At 65.7% G+C, this 19,212-nt stretch carries 17 protein-coding genes; 6 read left to right on the forward strand and 11 right to left on the reverse strand.

The window, feature by feature from the left end; genetic code table 11:
• Positions 1 to 289: 289 nt before the first annotated feature.
• Both zapE and GC1_RS12265 read left to right on the forward strand, forming a co-directional pair.
• Positions 290 to 1,366, forward strand: coding sequence for a cell division protein ZapE (gene zapE / locus GC1_RS12260; protein WP_029204644.1), 1,077 nt, complete (start codon positions 290 to 292; stop codon positions 1,364 to 1,366).
• Positions 1,363 to 2,268 (forward strand): bestrophin family protein, encoded by a 906-nt coding sequence (locus GC1_RS12265; RefSeq protein ID WP_019294575.1) that lies wholly within the window; start codon positions 1,363 to 1,365, stop codon positions 2,266 to 2,268. The genes zapE and GC1_RS12265 overlap by 4 nt, the downstream gene beginning before the upstream one ends.
• 169 nt (positions 2,269 to 2,437) lie before the next feature.
• Here GC1_RS12265 and GC1_RS12270 read toward each other — a convergent pair whose 3' ends face one another.
• From GC1_RS12270 to GC1_RS12280, 3 genes are all read right to left on the reverse strand, one after another.
• Positions 2,438 to 3,706, reverse strand: coding sequence for a bifunctional folylpolyglutamate synthase/dihydrofolate synthase (locus GC1_RS12270; RefSeq protein ID WP_019294576.1), 1,269 nt, complete (start codon positions 3,704 to 3,706; stop codon positions 2,438 to 2,440).
• A 142-nt stretch (positions 3,707 to 3,848) separates the two neighbouring features.
• Entirely contained in the window at positions 3,849 to 4,799 is a 951-nt protein-coding gene (gene accD / locus GC1_RS12275) for an acetyl-CoA carboxylase, carboxyltransferase subunit beta (RefSeq protein WP_019294978.1), read from the reverse strand.
• 63 nt (positions 4,800 to 4,862) lie between these two features.
• Positions 4,863 to 5,753 (reverse strand): CPBP family intramembrane glutamic endopeptidase, encoded by an 891-nt coding sequence (locus GC1_RS12280; RefSeq protein ID WP_019294979.1) that lies wholly within the window; start codon positions 5,751 to 5,753, stop codon positions 4,863 to 4,865.
• A 222-nt stretch (positions 5,754 to 5,975) separates the two neighbouring features.
• Between GC1_RS12280 and GC1_RS12285 the strand changes: the two genes are divergently transcribed.
• From GC1_RS12285 to GC1_RS12295, 3 genes are all read left to right on the forward strand, one after another.
• A complete protein-coding gene (locus GC1_RS12285; RefSeq protein ID WP_019294980.1) occupies positions 5,976 to 6,743 on the forward strand; it encodes a hypothetical protein in 768 nt (255 codons plus the stop codon).
• An 82-nt stretch (positions 6,744 to 6,825) separates the two neighbouring features.
• Entirely contained in the window at positions 6,826 to 7,587 is a 762-nt protein-coding gene (locus GC1_RS12290) for a DUF6478 family protein (protein ID WP_019294981.1), read from the forward strand.
• A 26-nt stretch (positions 7,588 to 7,613) separates the two neighbouring features.
• The gene (locus GC1_RS12295) at positions 7,614 to 7,991 is read left to right on the forward strand and encodes a hypothetical protein (protein WP_019294982.1); all 378 of its coding nucleotides are present in this window, start codon (positions 7,614 to 7,616) and stop codon (positions 7,989 to 7,991) included.
• 18 nt (positions 7,992 to 8,009) lie between these two features.
• Here the strand turns inward: GC1_RS12295 and GC1_RS12300 are convergent, their stop codons facing one another.
• From GC1_RS12300 to GC1_RS12335, 8 genes are all read right to left on the reverse strand, one after another.
• Positions 8,010 to 8,753 carry an isocitrate lyase/PEP mutase family protein gene (locus tag GC1_RS12300; RefSeq protein ID WP_019294983.1) on the reverse strand — a complete coding sequence of 248 codons (744 nt, stop codon included), beginning with the start codon at positions 8,751 to 8,753 and terminating at the stop codon, positions 8,010 to 8,012.
• Positions 8,750 to 9,814 carry a bifunctional transcriptional activator/DNA repair enzyme AdaA gene (locus tag GC1_RS12305; RefSeq protein ID WP_019294984.1) on the reverse strand — a complete coding sequence of 355 codons (1,065 nt, stop codon included), beginning with the start codon at positions 9,812 to 9,814 and terminating at the stop codon, positions 8,750 to 8,752. The genes GC1_RS12300 and GC1_RS12305 overlap by 4 nt, the downstream gene beginning before the upstream one ends.
• 628 nt (positions 9,815 to 10,442) lie before the next feature.
• Positions 10,443 to 11,777, reverse strand: a complete 1,335-nt coding sequence (locus GC1_RS12310) for a S41 family peptidase (RefSeq protein WP_029204693.1) — start codon at positions 11,775 to 11,777, stop codon at positions 10,443 to 10,445.
• Between the two features lie 7 nt (positions 11,778 to 11,784).
• Positions 11,785 to 12,918: a murein hydrolase activator EnvC family protein gene (locus GC1_RS12315; protein WP_019294986.1), complete on the reverse strand. Its 1,134-nt coding sequence runs from the start codon at positions 12,916 to 12,918 to the stop codon at positions 11,785 to 11,787.
• Positions 12,915 to 14,432, reverse strand: a complete 1,518-nt coding sequence (gene gpmI, locus GC1_RS12320; RefSeq protein ID WP_019294987.1) for a 2,3-bisphosphoglycerate-independent phosphoglycerate mutase — start codon at positions 14,430 to 14,432, stop codon at positions 12,915 to 12,917. Before gpmI ends, GC1_RS12315 begins: the two co-directional genes overlap by 4 nt.
• 147 nt (positions 14,433 to 14,579) lie before the next feature.
• Positions 14,580 to 15,005, reverse strand: a complete 426-nt coding sequence (locus GC1_RS12325) for a hypothetical protein (protein WP_019294988.1) — start codon at positions 15,003 to 15,005, stop codon at positions 14,580 to 14,582.
• The gene (locus GC1_RS12330; protein WP_019294989.1) at positions 15,002 to 15,250 is read right to left on the reverse strand and encodes a hypothetical protein; all 249 of its coding nucleotides are present in this window, start codon (positions 15,248 to 15,250) and stop codon (positions 15,002 to 15,004) included. The genes GC1_RS12325 and GC1_RS12330 overlap by 4 nt, the downstream gene beginning before the upstream one ends.
• A 100-nt stretch (positions 15,251 to 15,350) precedes the next feature.
• On the reverse strand, positions 15,351 to 18,278 hold the full coding sequence (locus GC1_RS12335) for an error-prone DNA polymerase (protein ID WP_019294990.1): 2,928 nt from the start codon (positions 18,276 to 18,278) through the stop codon (positions 15,351 to 15,353).
• Between the two features lie 216 nt (positions 18,279 to 18,494).
• Here GC1_RS12335 and GC1_RS12340 point away from each other — a divergent pair, with 216 nt between their 5' ends.
• On the forward strand, positions 18,495 to 18,959 hold the full coding sequence (locus GC1_RS12340) for a DUF1203 domain-containing protein (protein ID WP_019294991.1): 465 nt from the start codon (positions 18,495 to 18,497) through the stop codon (positions 18,957 to 18,959).
• Positions 18,960 to 19,212 lie beyond the last annotated feature (253 nt).

The raw sequence follows: 19,212 nt of genomic DNA on the forward strand, positions 1-19,212 counted from the left end.
CAGGGGAGAGGCTGCTAGCCGCGAAAGCCGCCCTTCTGAAGCAATGACTATTTGCGGCAATTGCAGCGAAGCCACTGCCGCCAAAACAGCCAAGGCCACTGTCTTCCGGGCAATATATTGTCTTCTCATAACTTTCTTGTACCAGCCCTAAACCACTCTCAAGCGGCCATTTGATCTACAGACGTGATGCAGGCAATGAATGCTCGGCAAGACCTATTAACCAGCACTCCCGTTGCAAAGGCAACGCTCCCCGCTTCCCATCCCCCGCGCCCCGCGCTATCCCTTTCCCATGACCCATTTGAGCGCGCTTTACCGGCAGAAAATCGACGCGGGCGAATTGAAGCCCGACCCGGCCCAGGAAGCCGTCCTTCCTCATTTCGACCGCATCGCCGAAGGCCTGATGGCGCCGCCGGTGAAACGCGGCTTCTTCCGCAAGGCGGAATATGAACCGGTCCAGGGGCTTTATCTCTGGGGCGGGGTCGGGCGCGGCAAGTCGATGCTGATGGATCTGTTTGTCGACAGCCTCGGCGGTATCCCCTCACGGCGGGTGCATTTCCATGCCTTCATGCAGGAAATCCACGCCAGGATGCATCAGGCCCGCCAGGACGGTGTCGAGGACGCGCTGGCTCCGGCAGCGGCAGAGGTGGCGGAGTCCGTGCGCCTTCTGGCCTTTGACGAGATGCAGATCACTGACATTACCGATGCAATGATCGTCGGACGCTTGTTCGAGGCGCTGTTTGCCGCCGGAGTCACCGTGATCACCACCTCCAACCGGGTGCCGGATGACCTTTACAAGGACGGCCTGAACCGGCAGCTGTTCCTGCCTTTCATCGACCTGATCAAGGAGCATATGGCGGTGCATGAGATGGTCAGCAAGACCGACTACCGCCAGCACCGGCTGACTGGCGCGCCGGTCTATTTCACACCGTCAAATGCCGAATCCCGCGCCCGGATGCGGGAGATCTGGCAGGATCTCACCGGCGGCGGCGCGGCACAGCCGCTGACGCTGGAGGTGACCGGCCGCGAGGTCACCCTGCCCGCCTTCCGCAACGGCGTGGCGCGCGCCAGCTTTTATGACCTCTGCGGCAAGATGCTGGGGCCGGGCGACTATCTAGTCATTGCCGACAAGGTGAAGGTGCTGCTGCTGGAGGACATTCCCCGCCTGTCGCGCAACAACTTCAACGAGGCCAAGCGCTTCGTCACTCTGATCGACGCCTTGTACGAGGCCAAGGTGCGGCTGATCTGCTCCGCCGCGGCACAGCCCGAAATGCTCTATGTCGAGGGCGAGGGCACCTTTGAATTTGAACGCACCGCCTCCCGCCTGCGCGAGATGCAGGACAAGGACTGGGGCAGCGAAACCCCATGATCGTGCGCGACACACCCCGGCGGCGGGAGATCTTCCTGATCCTGAACGGATCGGTGGTGCCGCGCATCCTGCCCAATATCATCGGCGCTGCGCTCTGGGCGCTCTTGGTGCTGGTGCTGGACCGCTACGTCCTTGCGATGCCGCAGATTTCCATCGCCGCGATGGGAGTCTTTGGCCTGTCGCTGTCGCTGTTCCTCAGCTTCCGCAACAACGCTGCCTATGACCGCTGGTGGGAGGCGCGGCGGATCTGGGGCCGCATGGTCTCTGACGTGCGCAGCCTGGCGCAGGAGCTGCGGATCTTCGCGGGCAAAGGCCCCGACGAGGACTTCATCCTGACCCGCATCCTCGCCTTTCACCACCTGCACCGCGCCCAGCTGCGCGGCGATGAGGTGCGGGAGACGGTGGAGCATTGGGTCGGGCCGGAGGCGGCAGAGACGCTGATGCGAGACCCAAACGGCCCCAACGCGGCCTTGCGGGACATCGCCACCCGCCTGCGCGAGATGGCGGAGGACGGCCGCATCGACGGCTTCGGCCAGCGCGCCCTGGCCGAACGCCTGGCAGCATTCCCCACCGCCCAGGCCGGGAACGAGCGGCTGCTGACAACGCCCCTGCCCTTCGTCTATTCGCTGCTGGTCTGGCGCACCACCTATCTCTACTGCCTGCTGCTGCCCTTCGCCCTCCTGGACAGCGCCGGCTGGTTCGAGCCGCTGGTCGCCGCGGTTGTGGCCTATGTGTTCTTCGGCCTGGCCGAGGTCACCCATGAGCTGGAACACCCGTTCCGCAAGCAGGCCAACTCAGTACCGCTCAGCGCCATGTGCCGGGTGATGGAAATTTCGGTCTGCAACGCTCTGGGCCGCGAGGCGCCGCCCAGGCTGGAACCCGTGGACTACGTTCTGGACTAGGGGGCGGAGGGAAGAAGGGGGCGCTGCCCCCTCGGCCTTTGGCCTCACCCCCGGAGTACTTCAAACCAGAAAGAAGCAGCAGGCCGCGCCGCGCCAGCGGCGCCGTGCCCAAGGGGATGAGATCTTCAGATCGAAACCGGGCGGGAGAGCTCCCCCGCCCCGGGGTAATTCAGCCGTTTTCGCGCAGGATATGGCCCGCCAGATAGAGCGAACCGCAAATCAGCACCCGCGCCTGCGGATCCTTGGCGGTGATCGCCTGCAGCGCCGCCAGGGTGCTCTCCGCCGTGCCAGCCTCGATGCCCACGGATTTAGCCGCGGCCTCGGTTTCTTCGGCGCTCAGCGTGTTGATCTCATCGGGAATCGAAATCGCGGTCAGGCTTGCCACATGCGGCGCCAGCGGGGCCATGTAGCCGCTCACGTCCTTGGTGTTCAGCATGCCGCAGATCAGATGCGTGGGGCGCGCCGGCAGTTTCGCCAGCACATCCGCCAGCGCCACGCCCGCCGCGGCGTTGTGGCCGCCGTCCAGCCACAGCTCCGCCTTCGGTGCCGCCGCGATCAGCGGGCCGGTTTTCAGTTTCTGCATCCGGGCGGGCCATTCGGCGTTCACCATGGCCGCCTCGCAGGCGGCCTCATCCGCGCCCAGATGGCGCAGAGCCGCCAGCGCAGCACCGGCGTTCTGGATCTGATGCGCACCCAAAAGCGCGGGCAGCGGCAGATCCAGCAGGCCGTTTTCATCCTGGAACACCAGCCGGCCGCGTTCTTCGTAAACATGCCAATGCTGGCCATAGGCGATCAGCGGCGCACCGAGACGGGCAGCGGTGGCTTCGATCACTTCCATCGCCTCCTCGGGCTGCGGGCCGACCACAACCGGCACGCCGCGCTTGATGATGCCCGCCTTTTCGCCTGCGATCTTGGCCAGCGTGTTGCCCAGAAACTGCTCGTGGTCGATCGAGATCGGGGTGATCACCGAAACCTCCGGCGTGATCACGTTGGTGGCGTCCAGGCGTCCGCCCAGGCCAACCTCCAGCAGGGTATAATCCGCAGGCGTGCGCGAAAACGCCAAGAGCCCCGCCACCGTGGTGATCTCGAAATAGGTGATGTTCTCGCCGCCGTTCCTGGCATAGCACTCGTCCAGCACTTCGGTCAGATGCTGCTCCGAGATCAGCTCGCCCGCCAGCCGGATCCGCTCATGGAAGCGCGCCAGATGCGGCGAGGTATAGGCGTGCACGCTCTTGCCCATGCCCTCAAGCCCTGCCCGGATCATCGCCTGGGTGGAGCCCTTGCCGTTGGTGCCCGCCAGGTGGATCACCGGCGGCAGGTTTTCCTGCGGGTTGTCCAGTGCGGCCAGCAGCCGCCAGACCCGGTCCAGCGTCAGGTCGATGATCTTGGGGTGCAGCGCCATCATGCGGGCGAGGATCGCGTCGGAGGTCTGGGTCATCAGCCTGGGTCCTGTTCAGCCGGCTTGCCTCAAACGCAAAGGGCAGCGCCCGTCCCGGCGGGGTGGAAGCGAAGCGCCCGCCCCGTGGGGGGCGGGACGGGCGCTGCCCGGCCTTCGGCCAGGCATAGGTATTTAATCGAAGTTACTCGGCAGCTTCTTCGCTGACTGCGCCATCCGCCGGCGCGTTTGCGGCCTTGGGCGCCTCTTCCGCTTCCGGCGCGGGCAGATCGCCCGCCACCTGCGGCGGCAGGCCCATCAGCATGCGGATAATGGTGATCAGCTCTTCGCGCATTTCGGTGCGCGGGGTCACCCGGTCCAGCATGCCGTGATCCAGCAGGTACTCGGCGCGCTGGAAGCCGTCCGGCAGCTTCTCGCGGATGGTCTGCTCGATCACCCGCGGGCCGGCAAAGCAGATGAGCGCGTTCGGCTCGGCGATATGCACATCGCCCAGCATCGCATAAGACGCGGTGACGCCGCCGGTGGTCGGATGGGTCAGCACCACGATATAGGGCAGCCCCGCTTCTTTCAGCATCTCCACCGCAACAGTGGTGCGCGGCATCTGCATCAGCGACAGGATGCCTTCCTGCATCCGCGCGCCGCCAGCCGCCGAGAACAGCACCAGCGGGCGGCCCAGCTTCACGGCTTCCTCAGCGGCGGCGATGATCGCGTTGCCCACATACATGCCCATCGAGCCGCCCATATAGGAGAAGTCCTGCGCGGCAGCGATGATCGGCGTGCGGCCAATCTCACCGGCGGCCACCAGCATCGCGTCTTTCTCGCCGGTCTTCTTCTGTGCCGCCTTGATCCGCTCGGGATATTTTTTCTGATCCTTGAACTTCAAGGGATCGGCCAGCGGCTCCGGCACCGCGACCTCGGTGAACACACCGCCGTCGAACAGCGCGGTGAAACGGTCGCGCGGGGTGATGTTCATGTGATGGCCGCAGCTGGTGCAGACGTTCTGATTGTCGCTCAGCTCGCGGTGAAACAGCATGGTGCCGCATTCATCGCATTTCTGCCAAAGGTTCTCGGGCACTTCGCGGCGCGAAAAGATCGAGTTGATCTTGGGCCGGACGTAGTTGGTGATCCAGTTCATATTGCTTGCCTCTCCGGGGGCGCGGTTTGTCCCCCAGATAAGGCGCATTTGCCGCAATTGCAATCAGCGGCGTATGGCAAGCCTTGCGCAGAGCCAGCTGACACCCATCAGAAGGAAATCCACCGCCATCCATGGCCGCAGCGCCTGCACGTCCGCCAGATCAAAGGGGATCAGATAGAGCGCCAGCCCGTTCAGGCTGGTGGGCGAGCCGAACAGCAGCAGCGCCGTGACGTTGTTGAAGAAATGCACCGCCATCGCGGGTCCCAACGTGCCGGCCCGTGCCGTCAGGTCCGCCATCAGCACCCCAAATAGCCCGGCCCAGACGGTGATCACCAGCGCATTGCCCCCGGCCTCTGCCGGCAGGTAGTGGCCCAGCGCAAACAGCGCCGAGGGCACCAGCAGCCAGACCGCAGGATGACGGAACCGCGCTGCCAGCGCCTGCTGGATATAGCCGCGGAACAGGATTTCCTCCGATCCGGTCTGCACCAGCACTGCAACGATAGAAAGCGGCAGAATGCCCAGCCAGGTCCAGAACGGCAGGTTCTGGGTCATCGGCGGCCCCATGTCATAGGGCGGCAAGGCCATCAGCAGCAGGCTGAGGCCCAGCAGGTACAGGCTGACCCGTCCGAACTGATGCACCAGCGGACGCAGATGGCCGGTCACGGTGGCAAAGCCGCGCTGGTGGAACAGCCGCGCCGCCATCGCCACGCCCAGCGACAGAAAGGCAAAGCTGCCCAGCAGCACCAGCATCGCGCCCGGCGTGCTGCCATCCGCCAGCCCCTGCAGCCAATCGCCCGGAAACAGCCCGGCCAGGATCACCTGCAGCGCCGCCGTCAGGGCAAAGCTGACCGAGGCCACCAGCACCAGCCCCAGCATCAGGCGCCACAGCGCCGGCTGTTGCCGGGCAAAGCGCACCATCGCCTCATGCGCTCTGTAGCTGTGCCAGTCGTGCATAGGTCCTCCGCGCCGCATCAGGAGCCGGCGGCAATCCGGCCCACGTTATGCATTGCTGCAACGCCAAGGCAAGGCAGGCACGCCTGGTGGCGGTTCAGGCTTGCCGCCCCGCCCCCTGCTCCGTAATGATTCCTGCAAAAAACAAGACCGGCAGGACCAGCAGTGACCAGAACAAGCAACGGGAAATCCGTGCCTTTTGCCGCGCCCGGCGGAAAGGCGCCCATGCGGTGCGGCGCGGCGGCGGCGATTGTGCTCGCAGCCCTCGCTCTGGCGGGATGCAGCCCGTCCCCCCAAGGCATGCCCTTTGCCTCCCGCACCGCAAGCCAGGCGCCGCAGGCCGGGGTTCAGGTGATGTCCTTTGGCGGCGGTGATGTGCTGCTGGCCGCACCCGATGCCTATTGCTTTGACCGCCGCAGCAGCCAGCCGGACAAGGACGGCGGTTTTGCTCTCCTCGCACATTGCAGCCGGATGGGCCGCCAGAACTGGTTCGGCGCCAAAAAGTCGGCGGTGCTCACCGCGTCGGTTGGCCCCGCCAAAGCTGGTGCCGCCGCACCGCAGACGGCTGACATCGCCGCCATGTTCCCGGACGCCAAAGTTCTGGAAACCAGCGAGGATCAGCTCTTGCCGCTGGTCAAGCTGGAGTTCCCCGGCGCTGTCGCCGACGGCGCCAGCCCGGTGCACTGGCGCGGTGCATTCGTGCTGGACCGCCACCTTGTCGCGCTGGCGCTTTACGCGCCTGAAGGCAGCCGGGCGCTTGGCAGCCAAGGAGCCGCGCTCTTGAACGAAATGACCCACCGCACGCTGGAGGCCTCCACCCTGCCGTCGCTGGAGACCGCGGCGGCGACGCCGCGCCCGGCCGCCGCAGTACCCGCACCCGGCCTGCGCCCGCAGCCCCGCCCGGTGCAGATGCTGGCGCAGAACGCAGAAGCCATCCCGGAGCCGCGCAAAAAACGCAGGCTCAGCCAGCGGATTGCCGGTTTATTTCAATAGGCCTGCGCGGTTACACTGCCGCCAGCCCCGCAGCGGGGCAGCACGGGCAAAGAAGACCCAATAACAGGCGAGAGAGAGCACGATGGGCAGGATCATGGACCGGTTGCTTCACCTGCGCAGCCTGCGCCGCTGGCGCGCCGCGGCTGAGGAGTCCTCGCGCGCGCCGCTGTCGGAACTGCGCCGCCAGCGCAACCAGGCCCGCCAGTTGCGCACCCATCTGGACCGGCTCATCCACACCGCCGACGGCCGCCTGGCGCTGCCGCAGATCGGCTCCTCCTTCTTTCCGCGCCCGCATGGCACCGACTGGTCCTGGCGCCCGGAAATGTGGCGCGGTCCGCTGCCGGAACGCGGCCTCGCCTCGGTGCCGCCCAAGGCCCGGCTGGGCGATGAGGTGCAGCTGTTTCACGACTGCGCCTTCTCCGAACTGACCCTGCGCCAGCTCCGGAATACCCGCGAGGAAGACCTCGCCCCCTTCGGCCTGCGCATGGATGTGTTCAAATTCGACGGCTCCTTCCTGTCGCTGGTGATCGACCTGCCGCCGGAGGCTGTGCAGGGCATCACCCGCCAGCACCTTCTGCGCATCGACAGCATCATCGAATCCGAAAAGCCGATTGAGATCTTCGCCCGGCTCAACATCCAGCACGGCCCCAACACCGAACAGCTGGTGCGCGAGCTGCCGCAGGAGGAAAAGAACATCGTGGTGGAGTTCGACCTGGCCTATTCCAAGCTGAACGAAAAGCGGATCGAGAAGATCTGGCTCGACCTGATCTTTGAGGCGCCGGACCTGAACCAGGTGATCCTGCGCGACCTGACGTTCTCGCGCCACCGCCGCGCGGCGATCTGAGGAGCCAGCCCCATGAGGGATTTGACATGAGCGACCTGACACTGACCAAAATCCGCTTCCGCAACGGTATCTGGGAAGGCAAGATCGGCAATGCCCCGGTCAGCGGTGCCAAGCCGGACATCACCGTGATGTTTCAGGATCAACCGGTCGAAAACGTGATCCTGACGGAAGGCACGGCAGAGCGCGACTGGCTGGTGGCCGTGCCGGTGCCGCCAGAGGCTGTGGCCGACGGGGTGCAGACCTTTGTGATCTTTGATGCCGCAGACAGCACCCGGCTGGGCGATTTCACCCTGATCGCAGGGGAGGCAGTGGCCGACGACCTGCGCGCTGAAGTCGAATTGCTGCGCGCTGAGCTCGACATGCTGAAGCGCGCCTTCCGCCGCCACTGCCTGGAAACGATGTAAGGACCTGGCCCTAAGGGCTTATTCCAGCGCCTGGAAATGCTCCGCCAGCACCTGCATCAGCTTGGCGTGCGGAATCGGACCATAGCTGCAGCGTGCCACACCGGCCTGCCGCGCGGTCTCCAGCGTGATGCCGCGCATCATCGTGTTGACCGGCAGCGAACAGCCCTCGCAGACCCGCGCAATCAGATCGGGATCACTCAGCCCCGGCACAAAGAACCCGTTGCCGCCAGCCTCGGCATAAGCCGCCGCGCGCTCCAGCGCTTCGCCGAGCAGGACGGCGTGTTTGGCGGCATCCTTTTCCTTCAGAAACAGATCTGTACGCGCATTCACAAAGATGTCCGCATGGGCCGCCCGCACCGCAGCCACCCGCCGCGCCTGCTCCTCGATGCTGTAAAAGCCCTCGCCACCGACCACCTGATCTTCAAAGTTCAGCCCCACCGCGCCGGTCTCTGCCAGCCGTTTCACATTGGCGGTCAGCTGTTCCGGCTCGCGCGCGTATCCGCCTTCGAAGTCAATCGTCACCGGCAGATCTGTGGCCGCAATGATGCGCTCCGCATTGCCCAGCACAAACTCCAGCGGCACCTGTTCGCCATCCGGGAACCCCTGCGCCGCCGCCACCGGGAAGCTGCCGGTCGCCAGCGCCTTGGCCCCTGCCCCGGTAATCGCCTTGGCGCTGCCCGCATCCCAGATGTTGTAAAGCACCACCGGATCACCCGGCTGGTGCAGCGCCGCAAATGCCTTGGCGCGCTCGGAATATGTCATGCTGAAATCCTCTGTCTGTAGCCTGTTTCAATTTCAATAAGCCGCTGCTTACGCCACAAGCCGCCGCCATAGCCGGTCAGCGATCCATCCGCCGACAGCACCCGGTGGCAGGGCACCACCAGCGCCAGCTGGTTGGAGCCGTTGGCCCGCGCCACCGCCCGGGTGGCGGAGGCCCGGCCCAGCTCCCGCGCGATCTGCGAATAGCTGCGGGTCTCGCCTGCCGGGATGGTCAGCAGATAGCGCCAGACCTCGCGCTCGAACGCGGTGCCGTGCAGCGCCAGCGGGGTCCGGAAATCCGCGCCCTCACCGGCAAAGAAGTGGCGCAGCTCCTCTGCAATCTGCGCGGTCGGTGCGGGACGGCCAAAGCCCAATCCGCCGGGCTGCGCCTTTTGCAGCTTGGCCACCTCCCGCGGCAGCGCCTTGCGGTCGGCAAATTCCAGCAGGTGCAGCTGATGGGCGCAGCTGATCGCAATCATCGCCCCCAAGGGCGTGTCGATCCAATCCGCCAGCAGCAGCGCATCCTTGCGGAACGCCCCCGGTGCAATCCCCACCAGTTTCGCGAATGCCGCGCGGAAGGCACTGGCGCTCTCAAAACCGGCATCAATCTGCGCCGCAATCACCGGCTCGCCGGCTTTCAGCGCTGTGAACCCCTCACGCAAGCGGCGCTGCCGCGCCATCTCCAGGAAGGTCATGCCGAAATGCCGCTTGAAGGCGCGCCGCACGGTGGAGGCATCCAGCCCCAGCCGCAGCAGATCACCCTCACCCCAGCGGTAGGCGGGGCGTTCCTCCAGCCGCGCCAGCAGGTCCTGCACCATCGGGTCATCGCCGGCCGCCGCCGCCAAGGGCTTGCAGCGCTTGCAGGCGCGAAAGCCCGCCTCGATGCACTCGCCCGGCGTGGCAAAAAACCGGCAGTTCTCATACTTCGGTTTGCGCGCCGGGCAAGTCAGCCGGCAGAAGATGCCGGTGGAAGTCACACCGACATAGGCGCGCCCTTCATAGGCGGCATCACGGTCTAGCAACGCTTGGTAAAGCGTGCGGGAATCAGGCAGGTCAAACATCATGGGCGGAGCATAGACCAGCCCGCCCCGTCAGTACGCCGGATATCGGGCGTTGATTTTCAAATCATTGCGACCCAGCCGGGCGGGCGCCTGCCCGCGGGGTGGCGCTGCAACGCTTGCGTGGGGCAGTTTATCCCAGCCGCGTCCGTACGAGTTCTCAAGGGAGCATTACCCTCTCGAAAGCGCCAGCCCGTGCGGGCGGGCAGGCGCTCGCCCGGCGGCGCTGCGCGCCTTGTTCCGGGCGGAAAAGCTCACTTCCGCCAAGGTGTTGCGTACCCACCGTACGCCCCCTTCACGCAATTCTCATTCCCCTCTGCCATACTCCCAAAAGATCGCGATCCCCCGCCATGGCTCCGCGCATGGGCCATGATACGAGGCGCAGGCATCTGTGAGGCTGCCTGCGCGACACCCCGGAGACCGGCCCTGATAAAAAGGGGGTCGTCCAGGATATCCTGTCCGAGCAGGCCCCCGGCGGGGTCTGTCCACCTCCACCCCGGCGGCGCCGCCCCCTTAACTGGGACACAGCGCAACAACGGTACAGCACCCAAACCCCGCCAGACCCGGCGGCACAGCAAAAATGAAAAAGGCCGCCCAACCGGACGGCCCCTTCCTGATGCGTGTTTGCGCGGGCTTACTTCGGCCCCAGCGCCACCATCCCTTTCAGGATGTCGATGGCATAGGCCAGCTGGTAATCCTGCTCGCGCAGTTCCGCGGCTTTCTCGGCCTTCTCGCGCTCTTCCTCGATCTGGCGGATTTCATCCTCGGACAGGCTGTCGTTGTTCAGGCTGCCGCGCAGGTCGGCTTCCGAACGGGAACGGCGGGCGGGCGAGTCATTCTCCTCCTCAGCCGCAGCCACCCGGCGCGGCTGAGCCACCACGATGTCGGGGGACACGCCCAGCGCCTGGATCGACCGGCCCGACGGCGTGTAATAGCGCGCGGTGGTCAGGCGCATCGCGCCCTCGCCCTTCAGCGGCATCACCGTCTGGACCGAGCCCTTGCCGAAGGACTTGGTGCCCACCACGATAGCGCGGCGGTGGTCCTGCAGCGCACCTGCAACGATTTCTGACGCCGAGGCCGAGCCGCCGTTGATCAGCACCACAATCGGCTTGCCCTCTGCCAGGTCGCCCGGGGTGGCGTTGAAGCGCTCGCCGTCTTCCGGGTCGCGGCCGCGGGTGGAGACGATCTCACCCGACTCCAGGAAGCTGTCGGCCACCTTGATCGCCTGGGTCAGCAGACCGCCCGGATTGTTGCGCAGGTCCAGCACGATGCCGTTGACGTTCTCCATGCCGCCGGCTTCCTCGATCTGCTTCTTCAGGTTTTCCTCGAGGTTCGGCGTGGTCTGGTCGTTGAAGGTGGTGATCCGCATCACCACGGTGTCGCCCTCGGTGCGGCCGCGTACCGCAGTCAGCTTGATGGTGTCGCGGATGATCGACACGTCAAACGGCTCCGCCTCGCCCTCTCGCACAACGGTGATCACGATCTCCGATCCAACCGGTCCGCGCATCAGCTCCACCGCGTCGTCCAGCGACAGGCCCAGAACGCTTTCGCCGTCCACGTGGGTGATGAAATCGCCGGCTTCCATCCCGGCTTCATCCGCCGGGGTGCCGTCAATGGGGGAGACAACTTTGACAAAGCCCTCCTCCTGAGTGACCTCGATCCCGAGGCCGCCGAACTCGCCGCGGGTCTGCACCCGCATGCTGGCCGCATCATCCGGCGACAGATAGCTGGAATGCGGATCCAGCGACGCCAGCATGCCGCCGATCGCCGCCTCGATCAGCTCCTTCTCGTCGACTTCCTCGACATACTGCGCCCGGATGCGCTCAAAGATATCGCCGAACAGGTCCAGCTGCTCATAGACGTTAGCCTCGCGCGCGCCTTCCTGCGCCAGCAAGGGGCCTGCCACATAGGTTGTCGCTACGATCCCTGCCAGCGTACCGCCAACGGCGGCCATCGCAAATTTTTTCATCAAGCCTTCATCCACCTTTTCCAGTGCGGAACCACGTTTCGGGGTCCACCGGGCTGTTGTCCATTCTGACTTCTATATAGAGCGTTTCTGTCCGGTCAGTTCCACCCCCTTCACCGCTTGTTGACAGAATTGCGTCCGGTTTCGGGTTTTCTCCGCTCATCAATCCGACCGGCGTGCCCTCCGGGATCACCTGGCCCGCCTCGCCGAACACCTCGGCCAGGCCCGAGAGCACAAACAGCGTGTTCGGCTGCGGCTCCAGAATCACCACATTGCCCAGGTCCAGCAGCGGCCCGCGGTAGCGGATGGTGGCCGCCGTAGGCGATGTCACCAGCGCCCGCGGGCGGGCGGCAATCAGCCAGCCGGGACGGGCAATGCCCGCGGCATCGCGCTCACCGTAACCGCGCAACAGCAGCCCCTCAACCGGCAGGGGCAGCGTGCCGCGCAAACCGCTGATGTCGGCTTCGCTGGCAGCAATCTCACCGCCGGCAATTTCCGCCAGACCATCGGCAAAGCCTGACAGCGTCTCGGTTGAGGAGATCAGGATCGCTGTGCGCACCGGGTCCTCGGTAAAGCGTTTCGGCAATGTGGTGCGGTCGGCAATCGCGGTAGACAGCTGCACCCGGGCGCTCTGCACGCCGGCCAGCCCCTCCTCCAGCGTCTTTGCCGCGTTCTGCTGCAGCAGCCGCAGCGCCTGCACCTCATCCAGATCCGCCTTCAGCATCTGCGCCTTGGCCTGCAGCGCCGGTGTCACCTCTGCCAGCATCATCGCAGACCGCGCTGCCCCCAAAGGCCCGGAGGGATGCACCATCAAGACCGGCGGCGGCGAGGTTTCAATGGTCTGGATGATGCCCAGAAGGCCCGAGACCTCCTCCTGCCGCGCCGCCAATTGCGCGCTCAGCTGCCCCTCACGCCGCGCCACCCGGCGCAGGCCGTCGCGCATCGCCGCAAGGCCGGCTTCATAGGCCTGCACGGTGGAGGTCAGCGCCTTCACCCGGTCGCGGGAACTGTCGGCCTCCTGCAGCTGGACAGAGGCCGCTTCCAGCTGTTCTGCCGCGTCGCGCGCGGCATCCGCCGGGTCCGCTGCCGCCTGCAGCGGCGCGGCCAGCAGGGCCAGCAGCATCAGGCCCGCACGCCGGATCATGACAGCAGGCTCTCCCCGGTCATCTCAGCCGGTTTCTCCAGCCCCATCAGCTCCAGAATGGTCGGTGCCAGATCGGCCAGGCGGCCATCGCGCAAAGCCGCGCCCTCCGGCCCGCCGACCAGCGCCACCGGCACCAGGTTCAGCGTATGGGCAGTGTGGGCGCCGCCGGTTTCCGGGTCCACCATCACCTCGCAGTTGCCGTGGTCGGCGGTGACGATCATCGCGCCACCCGCCTTCTCCAGCGCCGCGACCACCTTGGCCAGCCCCTGGTCCACCGCCTCACAGGCGCGGATCGCCGCCTTCAGATCGCCGGTGTGCCCGACCATGTCGGGGTTGGCGTAGTTGGTCACGATGAGGTCATATCCTGCCTCGATCGCCTCGACGAATTTCTCCGTCACTTCCGGCGCCGACATCTCCGGCTGCAGATCATAGGTCGCCACGTTGGGAGACTTCGGCATGAAACGGTCTTCGCCCTCTTCCGGCTCTTCTTTGCCGCCATTGAGGAAGAAAGTCACATGCGGGTATTTTTCGGTTTCGGCCAGACGGAACTGGGTCTTGCCGTGCTTGGCGACCCAGGCGCCCAGCGTGTTGACAATCGCCGCCTTCGGATAGGCGGTGGTCATGTAATCATTATGGGCATCGGAGTATTCCACCATTCCCATCAGCGCCGCCAGTTTCGGGCGCTGGCCGGTATCGAACTCTGCAAACCCCGGTTCACCGATGGCGCGCAGAATTTCCCGCGCCCTGTCGGCGCGGAAGTTGAGGCAGAAAAGCCCGTCGCCATCCTTCACCCCGTCAAAGCCCTGCAGCACCGTGGCGCCGATGAACTCATCCGTCTCCGACTGGTTATAGGCATGGTCCACCGCGCTGTGTGCGGTCTGGCCGGGCCGGCCCTTGGCGTGGATCATCGCATCATAGGCTTCGCTGACGCGGCCCCAGCGGTTGTCCCGGTCCATTGCGAAATAGCGCCCGGTGACTGTGGCAATCCGCACACCTTCAGGCAGTTTCTCCTCCAGCCGGCGGAAGTGGCGAAAGGCCGATTTCGGCGCCACATCCCGCCCGTCGGTGATCGCATGCAGCCAGACCGGCACTCCAGCGTCATGGATCGCCTTCACCGCCGCCAGGATGTGGTTGATATGCCCATGCACACCGCCGTCGGAGACCAGCCCCATCAGATGCGCCGCGCCGCCGCTTTCCTTCAGCTGCGCGATAAACGCCTGCAGCGCCGCGTTTTCAAAAAAGCTGCCGTCCTCGATCGCCAGGTCGATCTGGCCCAGGTCCATCGCCACCACCCGGCCCGCGCCGATGTTGGTGTGCCCCACCTCGGAGTTGCCCATCTGCCCGGTCGGCAGGCCCACATCCGGCCCATGGGTGATCAGCCTGGCGCTCGGCCCCTTGGCCATGATCGCATCAAAAGTTGGCGTCTGCGCCAGATAAGGCGCGTTTGCCTTGCCGGGTTCGCCGCTGCCCCAGCCATCGAGAATGCACAGGACAACGGGTTTGGGTGCGGTCATGGATCAGCTCCGGGGCAGGGCAAGGTTGGGCAATGTTCGCAAGCCTTCTAACGCCTTGCCGCGCCGGGGTGAACCGGCTTTCCTGCCACAGTTGGCGTTATCACGGCGCGGCACCCCGGCAATGCCGCTTCATCTTTCCCGAAATACTCAACTCCGGGCCGGCGCGGCATCCCCGCTGCCGGCGTTCTGCGGCACCAGCACCGGCACCCGCCGCGCCAGATCGCTGGCCAGCGTGTCCGCCGGGAAGTAGCGGTGCAGAACACCGGGCTGCAGCAAGTCGGCATTGCCGTCCAGAAAGGCCTCCGTGTCCGCATAATCGCCACCCGCCATCCGCTCCGCTGTCAGGCTCAGGAACGCCAGCGTCACTGTCGCGTTGAATTTCTCCGGCACCCCGGCGGCTTCGGTCAGCCGGCGCAAGCCACGGGCATAGATGGCCATGCCCTCGAACACCTCTTGGCGGGAGAGGATTTCATAGGCCACGCCCAGGTGCGCCCGGTGGCTGAAGCCCTGCGGCTGCAGCGTGCCCGCGGCCAGCTCCGCTGCCATCACGGCATAATCTGTGCGTTCGCTCATTGCGGATCCTCCGTCAGGCTGTGGCTGTCGGCGGCGGTCAGGTCCAGCCCGTAAACCGCCCGCAGCGCCTCGATCTTGCTCAGGGTTTCTTCCGAGAACGGCGCCTTGCCTTCAAAGGCGTGCAGCGCCATGCCCTCGACCAGTTCCGCCACCGAAATGTCCAGATATTCCGCCAGCGCCTTCATGGTCTTCAGCAGCCGCGCCTCCAGGCGCAGGCCGGTTTGAACACGGGTTACTGATTTCATCGCACCCTCCTTTCAGAGGGCTGATATAGAACGATTCAACTTTGGTATCAAGGTACCAAGATACCTGCTATCAATCTGCGCTTCTTCTTTGCCCAAATACTCAACTCCCCGGCGCGCCTTCGGCACCGCCGCCCGTGTCCTGCGGCGTCAGCAGATGCCGGATCAGTGCCACCGGATGCGCCCGCAAGCTCAGCCGCATGGCGACGTAATCCTCCACCACTTCCTCGCCCAGGCCCATCTGCGGCAGGTCCGCCTCCGGCTCATAAATCCCCTCGCCTTCCAGCTCGCGGGCAAACAGCGGCAGGGGCTTGCGGGCGGTGATCGCCTTGGCGGCCCATAAGGCCTCGCGCCGGTTGAGGCCAAGAGCGGCAAAGGCATCCGCTTCGGCCAGCCGCTCGATCACCGGCGGCGCGATGCCGGCCTTGCGCCAGACGTCCTCCACCTCGTGGTAGCCGTTGCCGCGGGCGGCGGTCAGCCAGGCGGCGTCCTCGTCGCGCAGGCCCTTCACCTGCCGGAACCCCAGCCGCAGCGCCAGGCCGCCGTGGCCGTCGGGCTCCATCACGTTGTCCCAGTAGGAGTTGTTGATGCAGACCGGGCGCACCGCCACCCCGTGTTCGCGGGCATCACGGACGATCTGGGCGGGGGCGTAGAAGCCCATCGGCTGCGCATTCAGCAGCGCACAGGCAAAGATCCCCGGATGGTGGCATTTGATCCAGGCAGAGGCATAGACCAGCAGGGCAAAACTGGCTGCATGGCTTTCGGGAAAGCCGTAGGAACCGAAGCCCTCGATCTGGGAAAAGCAGCGTTCGGAGAACTCCGCATCATAGCCGTTCCTGGCCATGCCGCGCAGGAACAGAGAGCGGAATTCGCTGACGTTGCCGTGCTTCTTGAAGGTCGCCAGCGAACGCCGCAGCCGGTCGGCCTGTTCCGGGGTGAAACCGGCGCCGACGATAGCAATCTGCATCGCCTGCTCCTGAAACAGCGGCACGCCGAGGGTCTTGCCCAGCACCTCGCCCAGCGCATCCGAGGGGAAGTGCACGGGCTCCTCGCCGTTCCTGCGGCGGATATAAGGGTGCACCATGTCGCCCTGGATCGGGCCGGGGCGGACGATAGCGACCTCGATCACCAGGTCATAGAAATTGCGCGGCCGCATCCGGGGCAGGAAGTTCATCTGCGCCCGGCTTTCGACCTGAAAGACGCCGATGCTGTCGGCGCGGCACAGCATATTGTAGACCGCCGGATCCTCCGGCGGCAGGGTGGCCAGGCTGTAGTCCAGCTGGTGGTGCTGGCGCATCAGATCAAACGCCTTGCGGATGCAGGTGAGCATCCCCAGCGACAGCACATCGACCTTGAGGATGCCCAGCGTGTCGATGTCATCCTTGTCCCAGCAGATGACCGTCCGCCCCTCCATGGTGGCGTTTTCAATGGGCACCAGTTCATCGAGCCGCCCTTGGGTGATGATGAAACCGCCCACATGCTGGCTGAGGTGGCGGGGGAAGCCGATGATCTGCTCCACCAGCTGCAGGGTCAGCTGCAGACGGCGGCTGTTCGGGTCCAGGCCGATCTCGCGCATCCGCTCGGCCTCCACCCCCTTGGCGCTGAAAAAACCCCAGAGCTGCGAGGACATGGCGGAGATGGTGTCCTCCGTGAGACCCATGGCGCGGCCCACCTCGCGGATGGCGCGCTTGCCGCGGTAGTGGATCACCGTGGCACACAGGCCTGCGCGGTGGCGGCCGTAGCGTTCATAGATCCACTGGATCACCTCCTCGCGCCGCTCGTGCTCGAAATCGACGTCGATGTCGGGCGGCTCGTCGCGGGCTTCACTGACGAAGCGCTCGAACACCATGGTGCCCAGTTCCGGGCTGACGGAGGTGACACCCAGGCAGTAGCAGACCACCGAGTTTGCCGCCGAGCCGCGCCCCTGGCAGAGGATCCCGCGGGAGCGGGCAAAGGCGACGATGTCGCGCACGGTGAGGAAATAGGGGTCGTATTTCAGCTTGGCGATCAGGGCGAGTTCATGCTCCAGCAGGGCGCGCACCCGCTGTGGCGCGCCGCCGGGGTAGCGCCAGCTGAGGCCCTCCTCGGCCAGCCGCCGCAGCCGCTGGGGCGGGGTTTCGCTCTCGCGCCCCTCGTCCGGGTAGTCATAGCGCAGCTCATCCAAGGAGAACGTCAGCTGCTCCGCCAGATGACCCGCGTTGTCCACCGCCGTCTCATAGCCGCGGAACAGGCGGCGCATTTCCCCCTCCGAGCGCAGGCGCTGCTCCGCGTTGGCCATGGCGGCGCGGCCCAGCTCCTCCACCTTGCAGCGCAGCCGGATGGCACTCAGCACATCGCCCAGGCGGCGGCGGCGGCCATGGTGCATTTTGGGCGCGGCGCTGGCCAAGGGGGGCAGGTTGAGATGTTCCGCCAGCTCTGCAAGCGCGGCAAAGCGGGCCCGGTCGCCGCCGTCATAGGCTGGCGTCATCAACAGGTGCATCCGCCCGGCAAAGCGGCGCGTCAGCGCGTCCATATGCGGCCCCCATCCGCCCGCGCCGCAGGGCGCATGTCCCGCCTGCGGCAGCAGCAGCAGGTGGAGGCCGTCCGCAAATTCCATCAGGTCGGAGAGATGCAGGATGCAGCTGCCCTTCTCTGCCCTGAGCCGCCCGGTTGAGAGCAGCCGGGTCAGGCTGCCCCAGCCCACGCGGGTCACTGGCAGCGCGATCACCTCCGGCGCGTCGCTGAAGATCAGCCGCGCTGCCGGGATCAGCCGCACGGTTTCATAAACCGGGAAGGAGGCGGGTTGCGCAATATCTGCGGGGCGCGGCGGGCCGATGGGTGTGTGTGTGCGGTCCCAGGCCTGCCGCTCCCGCACCCGGCGGGCAATGTCGCGGCACTCCGCATGGGCGCGCACGATGCCCGCCACCGAGTTTTCATCCGCGATGGCAAAGGCGCCAAGCCCCAGTTCCAGCGCGCGCGCCGCATACTCCTCCGGATGGGAGGCGCCAGTGAGGAAGGTGAAGTTGGAGAGACAGGCGAATTCGGCAAACATGGGGGCATGATATTCCCGTTTTGTTCTCATGTGGAGTCCTGCTGGAATGCGGTGCCGCGCGCCTGCGCGGCGCTACGCCCAACCGCCGCAGGGCATTTTCAATGCCCGCCCGGCGGGCGGGAGGGCTTTACTCCAACTCACTGCGGGATGCGCAAGATCCGGGTCGATTGCGGCGGGGCAGATACGCCATGGTGCTGGCAGCAAAGGAGAAACCCCATGACCAAGATCACCGCCCTGCCCACAGACATCGTCCGCGCCCTGCAAGAGGGCGGCCCCGATGCCCACGGCCAAGTGCCGGAACGCGCGGTGTCCGACGGCGGCGCCAACCCCTGCCGCCACTGCCTGACATATATCTCTGAAGGCAAGGAGATGCTGATCCTCGCCCACCGCCCCTTCCCCGAGGCACAGCCCTATGCCGAGACCGGGCCGATCTTCCTGTGCGCGGATCATTGCGAACGCCATGACGGCGAGGCGGTGCCGGAGGCTCTGGAAGGCTCTCCCGATTACCTGATCAAGGGCTACAGCGCCGATCACCGGATCGTTTACGGCACCGGCATCGTGATCCCGCAGGCGGAGATGATGGGGCGGGCCGAGGCGATCTTTGCCGATGAGCGGGTGGACTACATCCACATCCGGTCATCGCGCAACAACTGCTATCAGGCACGGATCGACCGGGGGTGAGGGCGGAGGTCAGGGTTTCGGGCTGATAGAAAGCCCCGTCGGGTTGACGACGGCTCTGAGCCCATTTTTAACCTAGCGAGCAGCTGCAGCACTTCGCAACTGCAGCGAGATTGCTCGCGAAAGACTGACTGACACCGGCCCGTACTATCTATACTGGATGCTGTACAGCTCGCGGCCGAAGGAGACATTGGTCAACTCCGTAAATTGAGACAGCGCCAAGGAGGGGGTAGCAGAGCGCAGACCACCGCAGGTG

The sequence above is a fragment of the Leisingera sp. ANG1 genome, assembly GCF_000203975.2.
Lineage (GTDB): Bacteria > Pseudomonadota > Alphaproteobacteria > Rhodobacterales > Rhodobacteraceae > Leisingera.